Genomic DNA, 22,951 nt, shown 5'->3' on the forward strand with positions numbered 1-22,951 from the left:
TTTGTCTCAGCTTTTTTATGTCTTTTTTTCTTATGCAAGCTCAAAAGGTATAATTTTTACAATTTATTTAGTAAAATAGTCTAGTATAAACTTTGAGGAGCAATGAAGATGGAATTAATCGAAAAACAACAAGTACAGGAGCTATTGAATCAATTTCAAGAGAAGCCTGTCTATTTACATGTAGAAACAACGAATGGGGCTTATGCAAGTCACTTTGACGAAAAAGTGTTCAATGCGGGTACATTCTTACGTAATATTCAAGTATCATATATACAAGGGATTATTACTGGCGGCGGAAAAGAACCTTTCCGTGTCGGTTTAAAATTAAATGGCGGATGGATCTATGTGCAAGGTTTAACACACTTCGAAATTGACAAGCAAGGTCGTTTCTTAATGGCAGGATTAAACTATCAAGGACAGCTTGCAGCAGCTCTTGAAATAAGCGAAACACCATTTGAAGTTTAAGGGGGAAATGATGATGGAACAAGAAAGACAAGTACTCGTAATCTTCCCTCATCCGGATGATGAAGCATTCGGTGTATCAGGTACGATTATGAAACATATCGATGCAGGTACGCCTGTCACTTACGCATGTCTCACATTAGGACAGATGGGAAGAAACTTAGGAAATCCACCATTTGCAACACGCGAAACATTACCTAAGATTCGTGAGAAAGAATTAGAAGATGCATGTCGCGTAATGGGGATTACCGACTTACGTAAAATGGGTTACCGTGATAAAACGTTAGAATTTGAATTACTAGATGACTTAGCGGATATGGTTACAGGATTAATTAATGAATTAAATCCTTCAAAAATTATTTCGTTCTATCCAGGTTACTCAGTGCATCCGGATCACGAAGCAACAGCGGATGCAGTCGTTGAAGCAGTCAGTCGTATGGACGGTGAGAAACCTAAACTACATTTAGTCGCTTTTAGTAATGATACCGTTGAGAATATTGGCGAACCCAATGTTGAATATGATATTTCGGGATATGAAGAAAGAAAGATGAATGTATTAGGTGCCCATGCATCACAAACAGGACCAATGCTAGAAAATTTAGCAGCCAATACACAAGAAGCAGAAGCGGCAAAAGATATGTGGCTTCGAAAAGAACGCTTCTACGAATACGAAGTTTAATTAGGAGAATGAGATGGATCAATATAATTTAAATACACGTGAAGGTCGCTGGAAACATTTCGGTTCAGTAGATCCAATCAAGGGGACTAAACCTACTGAGAAAGAAAAGATGACTGACCTGCAAAGTTCAAAAAAAGATTTTTTATTCGAAATCGATCATGTAGGTATTAAAAATTTAACATATCCAGTCCGTCTGGATGGATATCAAACAGCAGGAACATTTAGCTTATCTACACATTTAGCTAAAGATGAAAAAGGCATTAACATGAGTCGTATTTTAGAATCAGTTGAAGCCCATTATGAAAATGGTTTATCACTTGATTTTGAAACATTAAAAGCAGTGTTAGTAACTTTACAAACAGTAATGCATCAAAAAGATGCGACCGTTGATGTAGATGCGAAATGGTTCTTTGACCGTTTCAGTCCGGTAACGAATTTACGTGCAATCGGACATGCAGATACGCGTTTTTCTATGACAGTTGAAGATGAGACGACAGTCAATAAATCATTAACATTAACAGCAATGGTAACAACACTTTGTCCATGTTCTAAAGAAATCAGTGAATACTCTGCGCATAACCAACGTGGAATTGTGACAGTGAAAGCCGACTTCGCGCCAGAAGGTGAATTACCTGAAGATTTTAAAGAACGCATCTTAGAAGCGATGGAAGTCAATGCAAGTTCAATGTTATATCCTATATTAAAACGTACAGATGAGAAATCAGTAACTGAACGTGCGTATGAAAACCCTCGTTTCGTTGAAGACTTATTACGATTAATCGCAGCTGATTTAGTAGAATTAGATTTCATTGAAGGTTTCACAATTGAATGTCGTAATGAAGAATCCATTCATCAGCACGATGCATTCGCTCGACTAACTTATAAGAAATAGGTGATTGCTATGTCTGAAAAAGAAAAAATGATTGCCGGATTAATGTATGACCCGAGTGATTTAGAATTAAAGAACGATCGTTTGAACGCTAAATTGACTGTACGTGCGTATAATAACACGCCTGAGAATTTAGCGGAAGAACGTGAAAAACGTATAAAAGCAATTCTTGGTTCGTCAAAAGAGAATGTAATGATTGAAACTGACTTCAGATGTGACTATGGTTATAATATTCACGTGGGTGAAAACTTTTATGCTAATCATGATTTAACGATTTTAGATGTAGCACCAGTTACTATTGGTGATAATTGTATGATAGCACCTGGCGTGCATATCTACACAGCAACTCATCCGATTGACCCTACCCAGCGCAATAGCGGTTTAGAGTATGCTAAGCCTGTTGTGATTGGAGATAATTGCTGGATTGGTGGACGTAGTGTGATCAATCCAGGTGTGACAATCGGCAATAACGTAGTGATTGCCAGTGGATCTGTCGTAACCAAAGACGTACCAGATAATGTTGTAGTCGCAGGTGTACCAGCCCGCGTTATACAAGTAATAGAATAATATGATGAAAGCGATGATACTTGTGGGTATCATCGCTTTTTAATTGGATGTGTATCGTATTAGTTGTTGAGATGTGTCCAATATTGCTACGTTATTGGACACGTCGCACCAGATTACAAATTGTTTAGTCCGATATATCACTTATATCGGACTTGTTTGGCTCTGTGAAATCTAAACTTCTCCATTCATCACTTGCATAATTGCACGTCCGACACCGCTGTCTTCATTAGATCCTGCCATGTAACGCGCTACTGCTTTTACTTCATCTGTACCGTTTTCCATTGCAAAGGAATACTTCGCTTTCTCAATCATCGAAATATCATTTAAATTATCACCAATCGCCATCACTTGGTCCATCGTGATATTTAGCTGTTCACATAGCGCCTCTAATGCAATCCCTTTTTGTGCATCATTATGTGTGATTTCAATGTTACCACGAGATGACGCAGATACTGCTAAATGTTTAAACTGGGCAAGTTCCGCTTTAGCTGTATCAATTTTGTCTAAATCACTAGAGAAGGCTAAGAATTTCATCACAATCTCACCATCACGTTCATATACTTCCTGATAATTTGATACTTCTTTTAGTGATCCATTATCAATTCGTTTCTGGATAGCGTTGCGTATTTTTTCCACATCAGGTGTGTGTCCCATCTTTTCTGCAATATCCAGATAAATTTGTAAGTCTTTCTCTTTATCTTCCGTATAAATGCGTGCACTTGTGTATACCTGATAATACAAACTATATTTATCTAATATCGAAGTAACATCTTTAATCTGCTGATCGCTTAATTTCGAAGTATGTCTAATATTGAATTCCTCATCACGCACTTCCGCACCATTCAAGCAAATGAATGGGACTTTTAATCCGGTCGGTTTAATAGGTGTATTCGCTTCATAGAATGCACGCCCTGTTGCAATAACAACTGTCACACCTTTTGATTGTGCATATTCAATCGCCTTAATATTTTCTTCAGATACTTCATGTGCGCTGTTTAATAATGTTCCATCCATATCGGTTGCAATTAATTTAATCATGGGCTCATCTCCTCATTTGAATACATTCAGTTTACCAAATTTTTTAAGGGATATCTAAAATAACCCACTATTGAGTATGTTTTGTTTTTCGAGTAACTTTTTCTGTCTTAAGCTTCTAAAAAAATCTTTCAGTAAGTTACTACATTCATCATGACATATCCCGCTAATCACAGTTGCACGATGATTAAATTGCGGTTGATTGAGTAAGTTCATCAGACTGCCACTGCACCCACCCTTTTCATCATGTGCGCCGTAAACAACAATTGGTATGCGACTCATCACGATAGCACCACTGCACATCACACATGGTTCGAGTGTCACATACAAAGTACACTCCTCTAAGCGCCACGACCCTAAATGTTCACTTGCTGCCTGAATTGCTTTCATCTCCGCATGATGAATGGGATTTTGTTCAGACTCCCGTGTATTAAACCCTCTACCGATAATTTCACCGTGATGGACTACTACAGCACCAATCGGTACTTCATCAATCGCTAAAGCTTTATGCGCTTCTTCAATTGCAAGTTTCATATAAACTTCATGATTCAAATTATCGTCCACCTTCATAATTTTTGTGTTACAATACTATATACTATTTTATTCTACATTAGAGGAGATTATTATGACACCTTTATATATTGCAATTGAAGGCCCTATCGGTGTCGGTAAAAGTTCATTAACTACTTTACTTTCTAAACATCTAGGTGTTCCTGCGATGTACGAAATCGTAGAAGAGAATCCTTTTCTTTCAGACTTTTATGCTGACATTGAAAAGTGGAGCTTTCAGACCGAGATGTTTTTCTTATGCCATCGTTACAAAGAGTTAAGTGAGTTAAGTAAAGATACAGCTGTAGTCAGCGATTATCACATTCTAAAGAATAAAGTGTTTGCAAAGAATACTTTAAACGATAATGAATATGATAAATTCATCCGTATCTATGATATTCTAACTGAAGATATTAGAGAGCCTGATGCAACGATATTCTTGACTGCAGAACTTGATACTTTAAAGACACGTATCGCCAAACGTGCACGAGACTTCGAACAGATTATTGAAGATAATTATTTAATTAAGTTAACCGAAGATTATAAAAATGTATACGAATCTATGAAAGATAGTGATACAACCTTACTCATCGATACGACACATCTTGACTTTGTAAATAATCCACAAGATTTCGAACAAATATTACAACGCATTACCGCGAGAATTGGAGATCACAATGTACCAAATACCAAATGATGCAATTATTACTATTGCTGGCACAGTAGGTGTCGGTAAGTCTTCTTTAACAAGAGCTTTAGCTGAAAAATTAAACTTTAAAACGTCTTTTGAAAAAGTTGATAATAATCCTTATCTTGAAAAATTCTATGCTGACTTTGATCGTTGGAGCTTCCATCTGCAAATTTACTTTTTAGCTGAACGTTTCAAAGAACAGAAACGTATGTTTGAGTATGGTGGTGGATTTATTCAGGACCGTTCTATTTACGAAGACGTTGATATCTTCGCTAAAATGCATGAAGAAGGCGGTACGATGACAGCAGAAGACTTCAAAACGTATTATGAATTATATGAAGCCATGGTGATGACGCCATACTTCCCTAAACCTGACTGTTTAATCTATTTAGAGTGTGACTATGAATCTGTGATTAATCGTATCGCCGAGCGTGGACGTCAAATGGAAATTGAAACTGATGAAGCTTACTGGCGTGCCTTATTTGCGCGTTATGAAAAGTGGATTGATGGTTTCAACGCCTGTCCAGTCGTACGTGTCAATATTAATGAATATGATGTGTATGACGATATCGATTCACTGGATCCTGTTATTCAGAAAATCGCAAAAGTCATTGAAACGCATAGAGCTATGCATCAAAGATAAATAAAAAGATGATACGGTAAAAATTTACCGTACCATCTTTTTATTATTTTATAACTCAAGTTTATCAATCATCTCAGCAACACTACCTAGAACGACGTGGGCATTACGCAAATCTTGTTGATCGCCTGATCCTGATAATACGCCAACGATTTTACCAACTTCACCATTTTGCCCAAGTTCTACATCCATCTCTGTATCACCAACCATCATCGTATCTTCTTTGACAACATTTAAATCATCCATGATCAGCTGTAACAGTTCTTTTTGTGGTTTATGATAATCAGTGGAATCACTCGTAATAATCTTATCGAAGTATGCACGAATGTTATATTTATCAATAAATAAATCCATCGATGCTGTGTCGTCCGCAGACACAATCGCAAGCAGATAACCTTTATCATGTAAAGATTTCAATGTGTCCTGAACACCTTCAATCATTTCGATGTCTTCCGCTTCATTGTCAGACGTTGTATGTTCAATCTTTTTAAGTAACCAGCTTGCCATCGCATCACCATTCGGAAGTTTTTCTAAACTTGAGACGATAGTCTTTGTTGTTGTTGCGCCAATCAATTTATCAACATGATCATCGACAATACCGAACGCGTCTTTTATTTCAGATTTCGGCACATGTATATTAGTACGCACTGAAAATTCATTGATCAAGTCATCAGCTAACTTTACCAACGGATGTCCTAATTTCATTAATGTTCCGTCTTTATCAAATACGATTAATTTCGTCATAATCCTTCTCTACTCCTTAACTTCACTTTTATTAATTTTATACCCGCTTCACGCAAAAATATCTCACTCTATTTTGAGTGAGATATTTTATTTATTTGATTTCTAAAGCTAAATCTCCCGCTTTTACATGATTAAAACGTCGTGCAACACCGTAGTGTAATACATATGTTACTACAAGTGGTAATAAGACCCCCGCAATCATAAATTGCGTAAATGGTACAACGCCTTGATCATTTAAAATCTGCATCGGTGCGATAAATCCGCATAAGCCGATACCACCAATTTCATATGGTACGCCTAAATGAAATCCAAGGATTGCAACAGGTCCACTGATTGCAGCAGCTGCAAGTGGTGCTACCATAATTTTAGGGTTGTTTACAATGTTCGGGAACTGAACTTTAGGTGTACAAACGAGCTGTGCCAAGAAACCACCTAAATCATTATCCTTTAAGCCCATAGCTGTGTATCCTACAAATTGTGCTGAGATACCGACAAGTGCTGCTGCAGAAGATGCTGGGTCAAGTTGTAAAACGATAACCAGCGCTGCTGATGATGCTGGTGTCATTACGATAACTGCAAATACGAGTGCAATCACTACAGATGAGATGAGCGGTTGTCCTTCTACAGATTGAGCGATCGATTTCGAAATAACGACTAATGCTGGTTCCACGACACGCGCCAGATAATATCCAGCTAAACTACCAGCAATTACTGCAGATGTTGGCACTGCCATCATGTCAAGAATCGTCTTTCCAGTTACTTTCTTACCAACATACGTTGCTACGATTGCACCGATAATTGCACCGATTGGAAGTCCTGTCTGGATTGTAAAAGCTCCATTTACTTCTTTTAATGCGTTACCTCCAATCGTTGCAGCAACCATCGCAGATACTAATGTAATACCATTTGCGCCTAAACTATAAGCGATAGCTCCTCCTAGTGCCGGTGCTAAAATTAACATCGAAATCGTACCGAAAAGAACTAATAAATCAAAATGTAATAAACCTCCAAGCGACTTTAATAGCATCCCTACACCGAGAGATACAAAGATACCGGCTGAGATACCTTGTGCGCCTTTTTCAAATCGATCTTTAAAATATGCTTTTTTACGCATCTCATGTTCCATAATTATCCACTCCTATTTTTAGTTTTTACATAATATGACCTTCTTTCTCGTTACAAATATGAATATCCATAATTGACCACGCTCCTTATTATTTATTCTACTGAAATACACCATCCAAACGGATCTTCTTTTGAACCATTTTGAATGCTTGTATACGCATTATATAGTTCTTCAGTTAATTTACCTGTATTGCCATCGCCAATCGTTAATACTTCATCTTTATATTTAATCTCGCCAACCGGTGAGATAACGACTGCTGTTCCTGCGCCGAATACTTCGGTTAAACTGCCATCTTTTGCACTATCCACAACTTCCTGAATACCGATGCGACGTTCTTCCACAACATATCCTAAATGCTCAGCTAGCTCTAAAATCGACTTACGTGTAATACCTGGTAATATACTGCCATTCAGTTCAGGTGTTACAAATTTATTATTGATAACAAAGAATATATTCATACTCCCCACTTCTTCAATATACGCCTGTTCAACACCGTCTAGCCATAACACTTGGTCGTAACCTAATTTTTCAGCTCTAGATTGAGCAATTAAACTTGCAGCATAGTTGCCTGCTGCTTTCGCAAATCCTACACCACCTCTAACTGCTCTAACATATTCATCTTCAACATAGATTTTGGTAGGTGATAATTGTCCACCTCCATAATAAGCTCCAACTGGTGATAAAAGAATCAGAAATTTATAGCTAATCGCTGGTCGTACACCTAAGAAAGGTTCGTTCGCAAATACAATCGGTCTAATATATAAAGACTGACCTGCGCCATCTGGAATCCACGCTTCTTCCAGTGCAACAAGCTGTTGAAGAGCTTGTATCATTTCTTCAACGTCTATTTGAGGCATCTCTAATCGTTCACATGACTGATTCATTCGTTTAAAATTTTGATCGGGGCGAAATAACTGAACACCATCTTGTGTCTTATAAGCCTTTAGTCCTTCAAAAACTGCCTGACCATAATGAAGCACTTGCGAAGCAGGGCTCATGGAGATTTCCTGATAAGGGATGATTTTTTTATTATGCCAACCTTCTTCTTGTGAGTAATCCATTGAAAACATATGATCTGTAAAAAATTGACCAAATCCCAAATTTTCAGGATCAGGCTTTTGCTGTTTATGCATTCGTTCTTCCACTTCAAATACAGCTACCATTTCATTCAATCCTTTCAAAATTTATTATTAATGTCACTTAGTATAGCAACTCTAAATTCGTTTTTCAATGAGTTTTTAGAAAATTCTAATTCTTTTATACAATTAAAACGCTTACATTAAAAAATCAAAAAAATCCGAAGAAATTCGCAATAATTGCTACGCATTTCTTCGGATTATTTATAAGATTTATCGATTATTTGTTTTCTTTTAATTTAATTGCATCTAACATCTCTTTCGTCATTGCATCTAAATCAAACTTAGGTTCAAATCCCCATTGTTGCTTCGCTTCAGTTGCATCGATTGAGTTTGGCCAGCTTTGTGCAATACCTTCACGTACTGGATCTACATCATAATCAAGTTCGAAGTCTGGCATTACTTTACGAATGCTTGCAGCGATCATTTCTGGATCTACACTCATCGCTGTAACGTTAAATGCGTTACGGTCTTTTAAGTTTTCAGCCGGTGCTTCCATTAACTTGATAATTGCATCAATCGCATCATCCATAAACATCATATCCATGAATGTATCTTTGTTGATGTATGAAGTGTATTTACCTTCACGAATCGCTTTGAAGTAAATTTCTACTGCATAGTCAGTTGTACCGCCACCTGGTTCTTTAACGTGTGAGATAAGACCCGGGAAACGTACACCACGTGTATCTACGCCGAAACGGTGGAAGTAATAGTCACATAATAACTCACCAGAAACTTTGTTTACACCGTACATTGTTGTAGGACGTTGTATTGTTACTTGTGGCGTATTGTCTGCTGGAGTACTTGGTCCAAATGCACCGATTGAAGAAGGTGTAAAGAACTGCATGTTATATTTACGTGCAACTTCTAATGCGTTCAGCAAACCGCCCATATTTAAGTTCCAGGCGAATACCGGATTTTTCTCAGCTGTTGCCGATAATAATGCAGCCATATGCATTAAAGTATCTGCTTTAAAGTCTGCAGCTAATTTGTCCATACGTTCAGCATCTGTTACATCTAACTCTTCGAAAGGACCTTCTAAAACTTTTGCGCCTTCTTCTGGACGACGTAAGTCTGTAGCTAATACATTGTCTACACCATAAATTTCACGTAATTTAAGTGTCAATTCAGTTCCGATTTGACCTAATGCACCAGTAATCATAATTCTTTTCATGTTTATACCCCTTTATGTACATTTGTCTTTCTCGAAAGTACAAATGTAATGATTTTTAATTATTTGCACATTCATTCTATAATAAAAACGGTTACATGTCCATTAGGGAGATACATAAAAAGAGTGGGAAATTCCCACTCTTTTGTGATTTGTTCATATTATTTTAAGATTTACAAATTATTTAATGATATTTAATGCTTTACCGACGCGTTCATAAATTGCTAAAGCATCGTCTAACATTTCTTTAGTATGCGCAGCAGTTGGCATATTACGTACACGTCCTGTACCTTTTGGCACAGTTGGGAAGACGATAGATTTAGCATATACGCCTTCTTCCATTAAACGTTTAGAGAATTCTTGAGTTGTTTTCTCATCACCGATAATACATGGAGTAATAGGTGTTTCTGAATGACCGATATCGAAACCTAATTTTTTAAGGCCGTCTTTTAAGTAGTTACCATTTTCCCATAACTTATCATGTAATTCAGTAGATTCCATTAAAATATCAATTGCTTCAGTTATCGCACGCGTATCTGATGGTGCTAATGAAGTAGAGAATAAAAATGGACGTGAAGCAACTTTTAACCAGTCGATTAAATCTTGTGTTCCAGCTACATATCCGCCAACAACACCGATTGCTTTTGATAAAGTACCGATTTGGAAATCAATCTTATCCTGAAGACCGAAATGTTTCACTGTTCCTGCACCTTTACCCATTACACCACTACCGTGTGCATCATCAACATAAGTGATTAAACCGAATTCTTCAGCAATTTCAACGATTTCTGGTAATTTTGCAACGTCTCCATCCATAGAGAATACACCATCAGTAATATACATTACTTTTTTGTAAAGACCAGATTCAACCGCTTCTTTTGCTTTCGCACGTAAATCGTCCATATCTGAGTGGTTTACACGGATGATCTTCGCTTTAGATAAACGACATCCGTCGATGATAGATGCATGGTTTAATTCATCTGAAAGAATTGCATCTTCTTTATTCATAACTGCACTAATTGCTGCCATATTACAGTTAAATCCTGATTGGTATGCAATTGCAGCTTCAGTACCTTTAAATTCTGCTAATTTTTCTTCTAATTGAACGTGTAAATCTAATGTACCATTGATTGTACGTACTGCACCTGCACCAACACCGTGTGAGTCTACAGCTTCTTTAGCGACTTTCTTCATGCGATCATTTGTAGCTAAACCTAAATAGTTATTAGATGAAAGGTTGATTAATTCTTTACCTTTAATTTTAATGATTGGACCGTTTGCGCCTTCAACAACATTAATTTCATTGTATAGACCGTTGTCTTTTAAATAATTTAAATTCTCTGATAAGAACTGTTCTAATACTTTAGACATTTTAAGCACCCCTTGAATGTAATTTTCATTTACATCATAACATAAGTTATAATGAACTGCTATTGAATAAGTAAACGGTTTCGGCCAGATTAAGAAGTTTAAATATTCTAATTTCTCTGTTACACTAATAACATTATACTGTAGAGGAGTGAGCCACTTGGATATCCAGCAGCTCGTACAAAATGAAACGGAGCAACTTATAAAAGACCGCAGATTTTTACATATGCATCCAGAACTGTCTTTTGAAGAAACAAATACTTATGCATTTATTCTTGAGCAATTACAGCAGCTCAAACATTTCTCGATTAGAGAACGTGTCGGTGAGAAAGGATTAGTGGCAACCATTTCAAATGGTAGTGGTGCTTCAATCGCTTTGCGTGCTGATTTTGATGCACTGCCGATTCAGGATCAAAAAGACGTCCCGTACAAATCACAAAATGATGGTGTTATGCATGCCTGTGGTCATGATGGTCATACTTCTATTCTGCTAGGAGTAGCACGCATATTAGATAAACACTTCGACAATATTAATGGAACCATTGTTCTACTTTTCCAATTTGCTGAAGAACTTGCTCCAGGTGGTGCAGAACCAATGACCAATGATGGTGCCCTTGAAGGCGTGGATAGAGTTTACGGCAATCATCTATGGTCACCTTTTGAACATGGGGCGATACATTGTAAATACGATGCGATGCTGGCTAGTCCGGATATGTTCGATATCACAATACAAGGAAAAGGCGGACACGGTGCTCATCCTGATACAGCAATAGATGCGATTGTGGCGATGGCAACATTTATTACAAATATACAGACTATCGTTTCCAGAAATGTTCCCCCAACAAGTGAAGCCGTACTTACTATCGGAAAAGTTGTTGCTGGTAATGCATTTAATATTATAAGCGATAAGGCTTTTTGTACCGGCACAGTGAGAACATTCGATTCTGAAATAAAAACACTGATAAAAACAGCGATGGAAAATGAATTAAAAGGACTATCGATTGCAAAAGGATTAACATACACATTAGATTATATCGACGGTTATCCTGCTGTTATCAATCATAATGAATGTGTGGATGTTATTAAACGTGCCTCAGAACGTTCCGGGTTATCCTTTAATGAAATGGAACAAGTGATGATTGGTGAAGATTTCTCATACTATCTACAGCATAAGCCAGGCGCTTTCTTCTTTACCGCTGCTGGTAATAAAGAACGTGGCATAACTGCACCTCACCATCACCCTTTATTTGATTTTGATGAATCTGCAATGAATGATGCTACAAAATTATTTTTAAATATATTATTAGAAGAAGGTGTACTATGTTTAAACAAATAGAGAAGTATTATGACGAACTTGTAGCATTACGTCGTCATTTTCATATGAACCCTGAACTATCATTTCAAGAAACGGAAACGCCCCAGTTTATCGCTGATTACTTATCTGATTTAGGTATTGAAGTCGAAACCGGTGTAGGTGGACGCGGTGTCGTAGGACGATTAATTAAAAATCCTGATTTACCTACACTTGCTATTCGTGCTGATTTCGATGCATTACCTATTCAAGATGAAAAAGAAGTGCCTTATAAATCACAAGTTCCAGGTGTTATGCATGCTTGTGGGCATGACGCACATACAGCGGTTCTACTTATTACAGCGAAAATCCTATCAGAAAACTTTGATAAACTGAAAGGAAATTTAGTATTCATTCATCAGCATGCTGAAGAGGTTGATCCTGGTGGTGCAATACAAATGATAGCAGACAATTGTTTAAGTGGTGTGGATGCTATTATCGGTCAACATGTGTCAAGTTCTTTAGATGTAGGAAAGATTGGTTATAAATATGGGACAGCTACAGGCATCCCTGATGATTTCTGGATTACCATTCAAGGCAAAGGGGGGCACGCCGCACATCCAGATACGACGATTGATCCAGTTGCAGCAACAATACGCTTATGTAATGATCTTCAATATATTGTTTCACGTAAAACAAATCCAACGACTCCTGCAGTGCTATCTATTACACAATTAGAAGCAGGTGATCAGAACAATGTTATTCCAGATACATCTAAAATAGCTGGGACAATAAGAACATTTAATGCAGAAACACAAAATTTAATGTATAAAGAACTGAAAAAATGTCTGGAAGGACTCGTAACAACAATGGGAATCACTTATGAATTAAAATATTTAAAAGGATATCCTCCAGTTGTAAACACTACAAACGAAACAGACTTAATTGTTAGTGCTGCTCGCAAAATAGAGAGCGTAGAAGAACTTGTTGAACTTGAGCCTTCTCTAGGCGGAGAAGATTTTTCTTATTACTTGCAACGCGTTCCAGGTTCATTTTTCTATACTGGTACACGTAACGAGAACTTTAAGGCAGATTTCCCTCATCATCATCCAAAGTTTGATATTGATGAAAGAGGTATGTTGAATGCAGTAAAAGTATTCTTACAAGCTACTGTTGATTACTTTGAACAAGGGGGGGCTGTAGATGACATGGTATAAAACGGTAGACCAATATAAAGAAGAGCTGATTGAAATAAGAAGATATTTGCATATGCATCCGGAACTCTCTTTTCATGAGACAGAAACAGCCGAGTATATCGCAAATTATTTAACAGCGCTAGATATTCCAGTAACGCGTAATGTTGGAGGTAATGGGTTATATGGTGTGATAGAAGGTAAATTACCTGGCCCAACAGTATTACTCCGCGCGGATTTTGATGCATTACCTATTCAGGATTTGAAAGACGTACCTTATAAATCAAAAGTACCGGGTGTAATGCATGCTTGTGGGCATGATGGTCATACAGCAATGCTGCTGATTACTGCTAAAATCATAAAAGCACATCAAAGTGAACTTAAAGGAACAGTCATTCTTTGTCATCAACATGCTGAGGAAGTTTTACCAGGTGGTGCTAAATCAATGATTGAAGCAGGTGTTTTAGATGGGGTAGACTACGTATTTGGCACACACACTTCAAGCAACCTGGAAAGTAATGCAGTGAGTTTTGTTACCGGTCCTTCATATGGATTTGCCGATGCATTTACAATTGATATACATGGATTAGGCGGACATGGTGCTGCGCCACATACGACACATGATGCAGTTATCGCAGCTAGCTACTTAATCACACAACTACAAACCGTTGTCTCTCGTAGCATCGATCCGATTAAAACAGGTGTATTAACGATTGGAGAATTTAAAAGTGGCAATGCCTTTAATGTTATTGCAGAAACTGCGCATTTAAGCGGTACATTGCGCACGTATGATAAATCGATTAAAGATGTAATGATAGAAAGAATAAATGAAATAATCGAAGGTATTGAAAAGAGCTTTAATGTTAATATTACATTAAACTACACAGACGGTTATCCTGCATTAATTAACAGTGAAAAAGAAACATTATGGCTTAAAAATTTAAGTGAAGCTATTTCAGAAATTGATGAAGTATTAGAAGGAACACCATCTCTTGGTGGTGAAGATTTTGCTTACTTTCTTCAGGAAAGACCAGGATGCTATTTTAACACTGGAGTTAGAAATGAAACAATACAAGCTGATTTTCCACATCATCATCCAAAATTTGATATGGACGAAAATGGATTGCTCAATGGGGTTAGAGTATTTGTCAATTTAGCAGAACATATGGATACACTAGAAAAAGAATAGTAAAAATATAAAATAAAACCCACGAGGCGTCCCTCGTGGGTTTTAAAAATCACAAAAGTGATATTATTTTTCGATTACAGATACAACGCCTGATCCTACAGTACGTCCACCTTCACGAATTGAGAAACGAGTTCCGTCTTCAATCGCGATTGGAGAGATTAATTCAACGTTCATTTCAACGTTGTCTCCAGGCATAACCATTTCAGTACCTTCTGGTAAGTTAACTACACCAGTTACGTCAGTTGTACGGAAGTAGAACTGTGGGCGGTAGTTAGTGAAGAATGGCGTATGACGTCCACCCTCTTCTTTAGATAATACGTAAACTTCAGCTTTAAATTTAGTATGTGGAGTGATAGTTCCTGGTTTAGCTAATACTTGTCCACGTTGAACATCTTCACGTGAAACCCCACGTAATAATGCACCAATGTTGTCACCAGCTTCAGCGTAATCTAATAATTTACGGAACATTTCAACACCAGTTACAGTTGTTTTAGATGGCTCTTCAGTTAAACCGATGATTTCAATTTCTTCACCAACTTTAACTTGTCCACGTTCAACACGTCCTGTAGCTACTGTACCACGACCAGTGATTGAGAATACATCCTCAACTGGCATCATGAATGGTTTTTCAGAATCACGTTCTGGAGTTGGGATGTACTCATCAACTGCATCCATTAATTCCATGATTTTTTCTTCGTATTTTTCTTCGCCTTCTAATGCTTTTAAAGCAGAACCAGCGATTACTGGAATATCGTCGCCAGGGAAATCGTATTCAGATAATAAGTCACGAACTTCCATTTCAACTAATTCTAATAATTCTTCATCGTCAACCATGTCAACTTTGTTTAAGAATACTACTAATGCAGGTACACCTACGTTACGTGATAAAAGAATGTGTTCACGAGTTTGAGGCATTGGACCGTCAGCAGCAGATACTACTAAGATACCACCGTCCATTTGAGCAGCACCAGTAATCATGTTTTTAACGTAGTCCGCGTGTCCTGGGCAGTCAACGTGAGCATAGTGACGTTTGTCAGTTTCATACTCGATGTGTGAAGTATTGATTGTGATACCACGTTCTTTTTCTTCAGGTGCGTTATCGATTTGGTCGTAAGAACGAGCTTCCCCACCTAATTTTTTTGATAATACAGTTGCAATTGCAGCTGTTAAAGTTGTTTTACCGTGGTCAACGTGACCGATAGTACCAATATTGGCATGTGTTTTCGAGCGATCAAATTTTTCTTTAGCCATTTCGAAATCTCTCCTTAAGTTTAAGTTAATTTTTTAATATTACTCATGAGAGATTCTCACCCTCATGAGGGAATACATAATTCATTTATAAATCATTTAGTCTTAAATTGCAATATATTGAACTGTGCACCGTTCAAGTATTTACAGATTATTGACCTTTGTTTTTCTTGATGATTTCTTCTGATACTGATTTTGGTACTTCTTCATAGTGATCGAACACCATTGAGTAAGTTCCGCGACCTTGTGTATTAGAACGTAAGTTAGTTGCATAACCGAACATTTCAGCAAGAGGTACAAATGCACGAACAACTTGTGCGTTACCACGAGCTTCCATACCTTCTACGCGTCCACGACGACTTGTAACGTCACCCATAATATCACCCATGTATTCTTCAGGCATTACGATTTCTACCTTCATCATAGGTTCTAAGATTACAGGATCACATTTTTTAGCAGCTTCTTTTAGAGCTAATGAAGCAGCTACTTTGAAGGCCATCTCAGATGAATCGACATCATGGTATGAACCATCAAATAATTTAGCCTTAACATCGATTAATGGATATCCAGCCAATACACCGTTTTCCATTGCATCTTTAAGACCCGCTTCAACTGAAGGAATATATTCACGAGGAACTACCCCACCGACGATAGCGTTTTCGAATTCGAATCCAGCTCCAACTTCATTAGGTGAGAATTCGATATGAACGTCACCATATTGTCCGCGACCACCTGATTGACGTGAGAATTTACCTTGAACGGCAGCAGCTGTTTTAAACGTTTCACGGTATGATACCATTGGCGCACCAACTGTACATTCAACTTTAAATTCACGTTTCATACGGTCTACAAGGATATCTAAGTGAAGCTCACCCATACCACCAATGATAACTTGTCCTGTTTCAGGATCAGTATGCGCGTGGAATGTAGGATCTTCTTCTTGTAATTTAACTAATGCGTTAGTCATTTTATCTTGGTCAGCTTTAGATTTAGGCTCAACAGATAAGTGAATAACTGGTTCTGGGAATTCCATTGATTCTAAGATTACTTGAACCTTTTCATCACATAAAGTATCCCCAGTAGTTGTATCTTTTAAACCTACTGCAGCAGCGATATCTCCAGCGTAAACTGTTGAAATCTCTTCACGTGAGTTAGCATGCATCTGTAAGATACGTCCTACACGTTCACGTTTGCCTTTAGTAGCATTTTGTACATAAGAACCTGAGTTTAATGTACCAGAATACACACGGAAGAATGTTAATTTACCTACGAATGGGTCAGTCATAACTTTGAACGCTAAAGCAGCAAATGGCTCAGAATCATCTGGTTTAGCGATGATTTCAGCATCTTTATCGTCAACTTCGTGACCTACGATTGGTTTAACATCTAATGGTGATGGTAAGTATGCAATTGCAGCATCTAACATTAATTGAACACCTTTGTTTTTGAATGCTGTACCAGCTAATACTGGGAAGAATTCAACATCACAAGTAGCTTGACGGATAGCAGCTTTCAATTCTTCAACTGAAATCTCTTCTCCACCTAAATATTTGTCCATTAAATCTTCATTAACATCCGCAACAGCTTCAATTAATTGTTCGCGCATTGCTTCTGCATCTGCTAAGTATTCTTCAGGAACGTCAGTTACTTCAATGTCAGTACCTAAATCATTTGTATAAGTGTGTAATTTCATTTCAACTAAATCTACGATTGCGTTGAATTGATCTTCAGCACCGATTGGCATTTGAATTGGGTGTGCATTTGCTTGTAATCTGTCGTGTAAAGTACCTACAGAATAATTGAAGTCCGCACCAGTTTTATCCATCTTGTTGATGAATACGATACGAGGAACTCCGTATGTAGTAGCTTGACGCCATACAGTTTCAGTCTGTGGTTCAACACCTGATTGTGCATCAAGTACTGTTACCGCTCCATCAAGTACACGTAATGAACGTTCAACTTCTACAGTGAAGTCTACGTGTCCAGGTGTATCGATGATGTTGATACGCGTACCGTTCCACTGAGCTGTTGTAGCAGCTGAAGTGATTGTGATACCACGTTCTTGTTCTTGTTCCATCCAGTCCATTTGTGAAGCACCTTCATGTGTTTCACCAATTTTGTGGATACGACCAGTATAATAAAGAATACGTTCAGTAGTAGTCGTTTTACCAGCATCGATGTGGGCCATGATACCGATATTACGAGTGTTGCTCAAAGAGAATTCTCTTGTCATGGGTATTCTTTCTCCTTCCAGGATTGGTTTATTTTAAGAAAGTAGCCCTCAAGTAAATTGAAGACAGCAAGCTGTACACAATTACTAAAGGGTTAACTTTTATCTTACCAACGGTAATGAGCAAATGCTTTGTTTGCTTCAGCCATTTTGTGTGTATCTTCGCGTTTCTTAACAGCACCACCAGTGTTGTTAGCAGCATCTAAGATTTCGTTAGCTAAACGCTCTTCCATAGTTTTTTCACCACGAAGACGTGCGTAGTTTACTAACCAACGTAATCCTAAAGTTGTACGACGCTCAGCGCGTACTTCTACAGGTACTTGGTAGTTAGATCCCCCAACACGACGAGCTTTAACTTCTAATACAGGCATGATATTGTTGATCGCTTCTTCGAAAACTTCCATAGAATCACGACCAGAACGTTCTTGAACTAATTCAAAAGCGTTGTATAAAATCTTTTGAGCAGTACCACGTTTTCCATCGATCATAATTTTGTTGATTAATTTAGTAACTAATTTTGAATTATGAATTGGATCCGGTAATACGTCTCTTTTAGCAACAGGTCCTTTACGAGGCATATTAATATCCTCCTTCCTCAGTATATTTTTTTTATTTTTCGATGTCTAGTGAGAACACTACATTTACAAAAATGAAATATTCTCTAAACAGTAAGTGCATGATTTAAATTAAAATTATGCTTTTTTAGCTTTAGGTTTTTTAGCTCCGTATAAAGAACGTCCTTGCATACGGCCGTCAACACCTGAAGTATCTAATGCTCCACGTACGATATGGTAACGTACCCCCGGTAAATCTTTAACACGTCCTCCACGAATAAGTACTACACTATGTTCTTGTAAGTTGTGTCCGATACCAGGAATGTAAGCATTAACTTCAATATTATTTGATAAACGCACACGTGCATATTTACGTAACGCTGAGTTAGGTTTTTTAGGTGTCATAGTTCCTACACGAGTACATACACCACGTTTTTGTGGAGATGCTAAATCAGTAGCTTTTTTCTTATGACTGTTATAACCTTTGTTTAATGCAGGCGCAGTTGATTTTTTAATTTTTGAAGTTCTTGGCTTCTTAACTAATTGGTTAATAGTTGGCATTTTGAATGTCCTCCTCTCTTTTGTTTAATTCCACACATCCAGGTGGTTCATTTTTTAGGTAAAAAAAGATTTGTAAGAATACCGCCTTACAAAGCGGATTTCAAATGTGCAACAACAGTTGCTCTCACTTGAATGCCATATTGTTTACCCAGCGCGTCTTTAGACTTACTGAATTCAATAGGTAATTGCTTTTGGTATGCTAGTAATAGCACGGTAGTTAATAAGTGGATATTGGTATCGCACGCAATCTCAAGAGATGCTACACGATCCTTCTTAAGTGCTTTTACAGACTCCTTAAGTCCCACTACATATTGACTAGAGTGCATAACTTTTTCATTAGACATTGCAATCCTCCAAAGCTATTAAGTGCTACTCATCAACCTAAATAATACTATCATCATTTTAGGTATAAGTCAATTATATTTCAATATTTTTTTACTTTAATTACGTATTGCCTTCTTATCCAAAATAACATCAATATAATTCACGATGCCATAAGGTAATGCATCAATATTTTTCGTATAGGCATCAACATATATTTTTCTTCTAACTTTTCTTATCGGTAAATATAATCTCTTTTGATTTAATCTTTTTAAATATTGATAACCCACATTGCTTGGTGCATCATTTTCCTTATAATGAAAATCATTCATAATCTTATAGCCTTCTGTCAATTGACCATACCATTCCTGGAATTTACACTGTCTCAATAGATCAATCGTTTTATAAGGTTGCAAACTATGATAATTTTCGTACATCCACACGAAATCAGCATCGATGGCCATTAAATTAGTATTGATATACTCCAGATAATCCATCTCAATAAATAACAATTGAATATCATCTTTAAGTAAACGTTGCTGCATCGCTTCAAAAAATACCTTAGTTTGACTATTCGCAACTACTTTTAACGGGCGTAAAATTTGATTCTTGACGTCAAGCTTCACTTTTTCATCTAATGTTGTATTTGCAACATCCCTATTGATTTCTGTTTCCGTAAACTCTTCCATCGTCTCCATAAATATACGACTAATATATTCACGCTGTTTAATTGACAAGTCTTTATGTGGATTAAACAATAGAAATTCTTCACCAATATTAATAAATACAACTTCATTATTATCTTTCTTATATGAATCAAAATGATTCTTCTCACTACGTTTATTCAAATATTTAATTCTTTCAATATCTGGCAAATGTCCTCTATAAAACAAATTATAACGAATCGTTAAGCTATCTTCCGATAACTCATCCAACTGATATGGTCCACTTCCAATTAAAGTATGTTCATCAATACGTCTATAAATCGCACTATATTTTTGCGAAAATAAATATTTAATATACTTTGGGTGTTTGTTAAAACTTATAATAATATAATGATCGTTAACAACTTCAATATGTTCAATCTCAGAAAACAAGGCAGCAAACGGGCACTTTTCACTACCACAGTAATCAAGACTATCCTTTACATCTGCTGCTATTAATAAAGAGCCATCCGATAACTTTACCTGTCTCTTCAGATGAATATGCAATGCGTCATCTTTCCATTCATCGACACTCACTAAATTGCGTATAATCTTTCCGGTAGCAGAAACGCGATATAACGTATCGTAAAATTGATGACTCAGTTGTGCTCCTAAATAATCATTGATATGTGCAGGATGTAAATTCTCTGGAATTTGATGTACCCACTCAATGAGTTCATTGCTATCCACAATTTCCTCTTCATTCATTTTTTCATCAACGATTTCCTGTAATTTCACAAATGCATTATGACGCCATGGCTGTTGTAACACTTTTTGTAAATCCTTTACATTCATCGTGTCGATATTACGCTTAATATCTTCGATAATATCAGCCTGTACATCACGTTTAAGCTCTATTTTCACCTTATTGCCTCGACCACGACCAGGCTTATATTCAATCAGACCTTCTTCATCCCACGTTTTTAACAAACGACTCAATTGTTTCGTAGAAATTAACATTTTCTCTGCAATAATATCCAGTGTAAAGTCATCGATATGATTTATGTAATGTTCTAGTTCAATAATACGTTGATCAATCATTATTTCTCCTCTTCCACAGATATAATCGAATCGTATTTAACGACCCCAAAGTCAGTTACCTCATAATCTTTAAAACTATCCATCGTTAATACTTTTTTTCCGTAATAATCTAATATTACAATCAGACCATTTTGTATTAAAAACTGTTCATAGTTATGCTCTGCATATCGCCAGTAATCTATCGATTTATGCTGATAAATATATTGCAGATACTCACTTTCCTTATAGTGCTTTATCCAGGTAGAGAACTTTTCACTCAGTAACAAGTTAAAATACTTTTGATGCATCGGTAAAGCTTCATTCATCATTACTACATCGACATCAAAACTCTCAAGTGGCTTGGCAATATAGTCTTCAATCGTAACTTCAATATATTCAAAAGATTTCACACATGCATTAAGCGTCTCAATCACTTTACTTACCGTATATCTCGACCCTTTAATAGCTAACATTCTCAACTTATCAATAAATACTTCGGGCTGCTCTTCTCCTAATATTATGCGCGCAAGACGTTTACGCTCTTCAAGTGTCATATGACAATTCGGATTAATTGTCAGAAAGTCCATACTATATCTTATCCTCGTATGTTCCTCTTTTAAATCTTTACGCTGCACAAAATCCTGATACTTATTCAAATCATTGATTAGCCATACATCCGTAATATCAGGGATTTTCGTCGTATAATACGGATTGAGTTTTAACATTAAAATATCAGGCTTTAATGAGTGAACAAAATATGGTCCGGTAAAGAGTATCTTATTGGCTTTTACTTTATAGATAGTCGCAAAATCCTGACTTAATATATATTTAATCAAATCACTCTTCTTACGCATCGATATCTTCAACTTAAAAGTATCTACCACTTCCACGCTTAATACATCATTTAATCCAGGTAAATCAGCTTTCGCTTCAATTAAATCAGTTAATACCTGAACAACATTATAGGCAAATAACAAATCACCGTTTGAAAAATGAATATCCCTTTGCAGATGAATAATCAGATCATTGCCAATCCACTCATCAAAAATAACTAACGTCTTTGTAACTTCATTACCTTTTACGTTATATAATCTTTCTCCAACATTTGAAAGCACTGTAACTAAGGCGACATCTAAAGGTTCTAATGGATGAATTCGCTCTGGTATACGATAGAGATAATCAATGAAGTTAAACTGTTCCACAGAAAAATCACGACGGCTGTACAGTACCTCTTCAATGCATAAACGTAATATACGCTTTGAATTTACAGACATATCTAAAGCCATTATGGATTGTAATTGCTGCACATCATAATCTTCTAAATTTCTAATGAGATGATTAATAAATTCCGCTTCAATATTTTTAAGAAAATCAATTTGTGTTGCATTACCTCGACCTAAACCACTGTTAAACAAAATAAAGCCATCTTCACTCCATTTATTCATTAAACGAGATAACTGTCTTGATGAAATTTCAAGGAAATCCGAGACGGCATCACGTGAAAAATCGTTGTGTTGCATATATAAATAAAGCTTTAATAATTTTTCATCTACATCAACCATCTCAAATCTCCTTTCTCTTTA

The 22,951-nt window shown here is 36.7% G+C and carries 23 protein-coding genes; 9 read left to right on the plus strand and 14 right to left on the minus strand.

Annotation, left to right across the window (positions count from 1 at the left end; genetic code table 11):
- The first annotated feature begins 108 nt into the window (after positions 1-108).
- The 4 genes from KFV12_RS12425 to KFV12_RS12440 are packed head-to-tail and all read left to right on the plus strand — an operon-like array spanning position 109 to position 2,597.
- Entirely contained in the window at positions 109-465 is a 357-nt protein-coding gene (locus KFV12_RS12425) for a YojF family protein (RefSeq protein WP_111717064.1), read from the plus strand.
- A 7-nt stretch (positions 466-472) separates the two neighbouring features.
- Positions 473-1,141, plus strand: a complete 669-nt coding sequence (gene bshB2, locus KFV12_RS12430; RefSeq protein WP_254256905.1) for a bacillithiol biosynthesis deacetylase BshB2 — start codon at positions 473-475, stop codon at positions 1,139-1,141.
- 13 nt (positions 1,142-1,154) lie between these two features.
- A complete protein-coding gene (gene folE2 / locus KFV12_RS12435; protein ID WP_111717062.1) occupies positions 1,155-2,033 on the plus strand; it encodes a GTP cyclohydrolase FolE2 in 879 nt (292 codons plus the stop codon).
- A 9-nt stretch (positions 2,034-2,042) separates the two neighbouring features.
- Entirely contained in the window at positions 2,043-2,597 is a 555-nt protein-coding gene (locus KFV12_RS12440) for a sugar O-acetyltransferase (protein ID WP_239243123.1), read from the plus strand.
- 171 nt (positions 2,598-2,768) lie between these two features.
- Here KFV12_RS12440 and KFV12_RS12445 read toward each other — a convergent pair whose 3' ends face one another.
- Positions 2,769-3,635 carry a Cof-type HAD-IIB family hydrolase gene (locus tag KFV12_RS12445; protein WP_239243124.1) on the minus strand — a complete coding sequence of 289 codons (867 nt, stop codon included), beginning with the start codon at positions 3,633-3,635 and terminating at the stop codon, positions 2,769-2,771.
- Between the two features lie 54 nt (positions 3,636-3,689).
- Positions 3,690-4,184, minus strand: coding sequence for a tRNA adenosine(34) deaminase TadA (gene tadA, locus KFV12_RS12450; RefSeq protein ID WP_275439883.1), 495 nt, complete (start codon positions 4,182-4,184; stop codon positions 3,690-3,692).
- Positions 4,185-4,257: 73 nt separating this feature from the next.
- On the opposite strand from tadA, the gene KFV12_RS12455 reads away from it, so the two are divergent.
- Positions 4,258-4,878 carry a deoxynucleoside kinase gene (locus KFV12_RS12455; RefSeq protein ID WP_111717057.1) on the plus strand — a complete coding sequence of 207 codons (621 nt, stop codon included), beginning with the start codon at positions 4,258-4,260 and terminating at the stop codon, positions 4,876-4,878.
- On the plus strand, positions 4,853-5,515 hold the full coding sequence (locus KFV12_RS12460) for a deoxynucleoside kinase (RefSeq protein ID WP_111717175.1): 663 nt from the start codon (positions 4,853-4,855) through the stop codon (positions 5,513-5,515). The genes KFV12_RS12455 and KFV12_RS12460 overlap by 26 nt, the downstream gene beginning before the upstream one ends.
- A gap of 48 nt (positions 5,516-5,563) precedes the next feature.
- Here KFV12_RS12460 and KFV12_RS12465 read toward each other — a convergent pair whose 3' ends face one another.
- The 5 genes from KFV12_RS12465 to KFV12_RS12485 form a co-directional block, all read right to left on the minus strand.
- Entirely contained in the window at positions 5,564-6,256 is a 693-nt protein-coding gene (locus tag KFV12_RS12465; protein ID WP_254256906.1) for an HAD family hydrolase, read from the minus strand.
- Between the two features lie 91 nt (positions 6,257-6,347).
- Positions 6,348-7,382 carry a PTS sugar transporter subunit IIC gene (locus tag KFV12_RS12470; protein WP_254256907.1) on the minus strand — a complete coding sequence of 345 codons (1,035 nt, stop codon included), beginning with the start codon at positions 7,380-7,382 and terminating at the stop codon, positions 6,348-6,350.
- A gap of 92 nt (positions 7,383-7,474) precedes the next feature.
- Positions 7,475-8,545: a branched-chain amino acid aminotransferase gene (locus KFV12_RS12475; RefSeq protein ID WP_254256908.1), complete on the minus strand. Its 1,071-nt coding sequence runs from the start codon at positions 8,543-8,545 to the stop codon at positions 7,475-7,477.
- A 193-nt stretch (positions 8,546-8,738) separates the two neighbouring features.
- Positions 8,739-9,692 (minus strand): NAD-dependent epimerase/dehydratase family protein, encoded by a 954-nt coding sequence (locus KFV12_RS12480; RefSeq protein WP_111717049.1) that lies wholly within the window; start codon positions 9,690-9,692, stop codon positions 8,739-8,741.
- Between the two features lie 177 nt (positions 9,693-9,869).
- On the minus strand, positions 9,870-11,060 hold the full coding sequence (locus tag KFV12_RS12485; RefSeq protein ID WP_111717047.1) for a glycine C-acetyltransferase: 1,191 nt from the start codon (positions 11,058-11,060) through the stop codon (positions 9,870-9,872).
- Between the two features lie 157 nt (positions 11,061-11,217).
- Between KFV12_RS12485 and KFV12_RS12490 the strand changes: the two genes are divergently transcribed.
- From KFV12_RS12490 to KFV12_RS12500, 3 genes are read left to right on the plus strand one after another with little or no spacing between them, the layout of a single operon-like run.
- Positions 11,218-12,393, plus strand: a complete 1,176-nt coding sequence (locus tag KFV12_RS12490; RefSeq protein WP_239243129.1) for an amidohydrolase — start codon at positions 11,218-11,220, stop codon at positions 12,391-12,393.
- Positions 12,378-13,565 carry an amidohydrolase gene (locus KFV12_RS12495; protein WP_254256909.1) on the plus strand — a complete coding sequence of 396 codons (1,188 nt, stop codon included), beginning with the start codon at positions 12,378-12,380 and terminating at the stop codon, positions 13,563-13,565. Before KFV12_RS12490 ends, KFV12_RS12495 begins: the two co-directional genes overlap by 16 nt.
- Positions 13,552-14,730, plus strand: coding sequence for an amidohydrolase (locus tag KFV12_RS12500; RefSeq protein ID WP_111717041.1), 1,179 nt, complete (start codon positions 13,552-13,554; stop codon positions 14,728-14,730). Before KFV12_RS12495 ends, KFV12_RS12500 begins: the two co-directional genes overlap by 14 nt.
- Positions 14,731-14,793: 63 nt before the next feature.
- Here KFV12_RS12500 and tuf read toward each other — a convergent pair whose 3' ends face one another.
- The 7 genes from tuf to KFV12_RS12535 all read right to left on the minus strand — a co-directional run bounded on the left by tuf (position 14,794) and on the right by KFV12_RS12535 (position 22,930).
- Positions 14,794-15,981, minus strand: a complete 1,188-nt coding sequence (gene tuf, locus KFV12_RS12505; protein ID WP_111717039.1) for an elongation factor Tu — start codon at positions 15,979-15,981, stop codon at positions 14,794-14,796.
- A gap of 148 nt (positions 15,982-16,129) precedes the next feature.
- On the minus strand, positions 16,130-18,211 hold the full coding sequence (fusA, locus tag KFV12_RS12510) for an elongation factor G (RefSeq protein ID WP_254256910.1): 2,082 nt from the start codon (positions 18,209-18,211) through the stop codon (positions 16,130-16,132).
- Between the two features lie 104 nt (positions 18,212-18,315).
- Positions 18,316-18,786 carry a 30S ribosomal protein S7 gene (rpsG, locus tag KFV12_RS12515; protein ID WP_096077875.1) on the minus strand — a complete coding sequence of 157 codons (471 nt, stop codon included), beginning with the start codon at positions 18,784-18,786 and terminating at the stop codon, positions 18,316-18,318.
- Between the two features lie 114 nt (positions 18,787-18,900).
- Positions 18,901-19,323, minus strand: a complete 423-nt coding sequence (rpsL, locus tag KFV12_RS12520; protein ID WP_099577390.1) for a 30S ribosomal protein S12 — start codon at positions 19,321-19,323, stop codon at positions 18,901-18,903.
- Between the two features lie 86 nt (positions 19,324-19,409).
- Positions 19,410-19,667 (minus strand): ribosomal L7Ae/L30e/S12e/Gadd45 family protein, encoded by a 258-nt coding sequence (locus KFV12_RS12525; RefSeq protein ID WP_111717035.1) that lies wholly within the window; start codon positions 19,665-19,667, stop codon positions 19,410-19,412.
- Positions 19,668-19,763: 96 nt separating this feature from the next.
- Positions 19,764-21,389, minus strand: a complete 1,626-nt coding sequence (locus tag KFV12_RS12530; RefSeq protein ID WP_254256911.1) for an ABC transporter substrate-binding protein — start codon at positions 21,387-21,389, stop codon at positions 19,764-19,766.
- Positions 21,389-22,930: an SgrR family transcriptional regulator gene (locus tag KFV12_RS12535; RefSeq protein WP_239243133.1), complete on the minus strand. Its 1,542-nt coding sequence runs from the start codon at positions 22,928-22,930 to the stop codon at positions 21,389-21,391. Before KFV12_RS12535 ends, KFV12_RS12530 begins: the two co-directional genes overlap by 1 nt.
- Positions 22,931-22,951 lie beyond the last annotated feature (21 nt).

The sequence above is a fragment of the Macrococcus epidermidis genome (assembly GCF_024205965.1).
Lineage (GTDB): Bacteria > Bacillota > Bacilli > Staphylococcales > Staphylococcaceae > Macrococcoides > Macrococcoides epidermidis.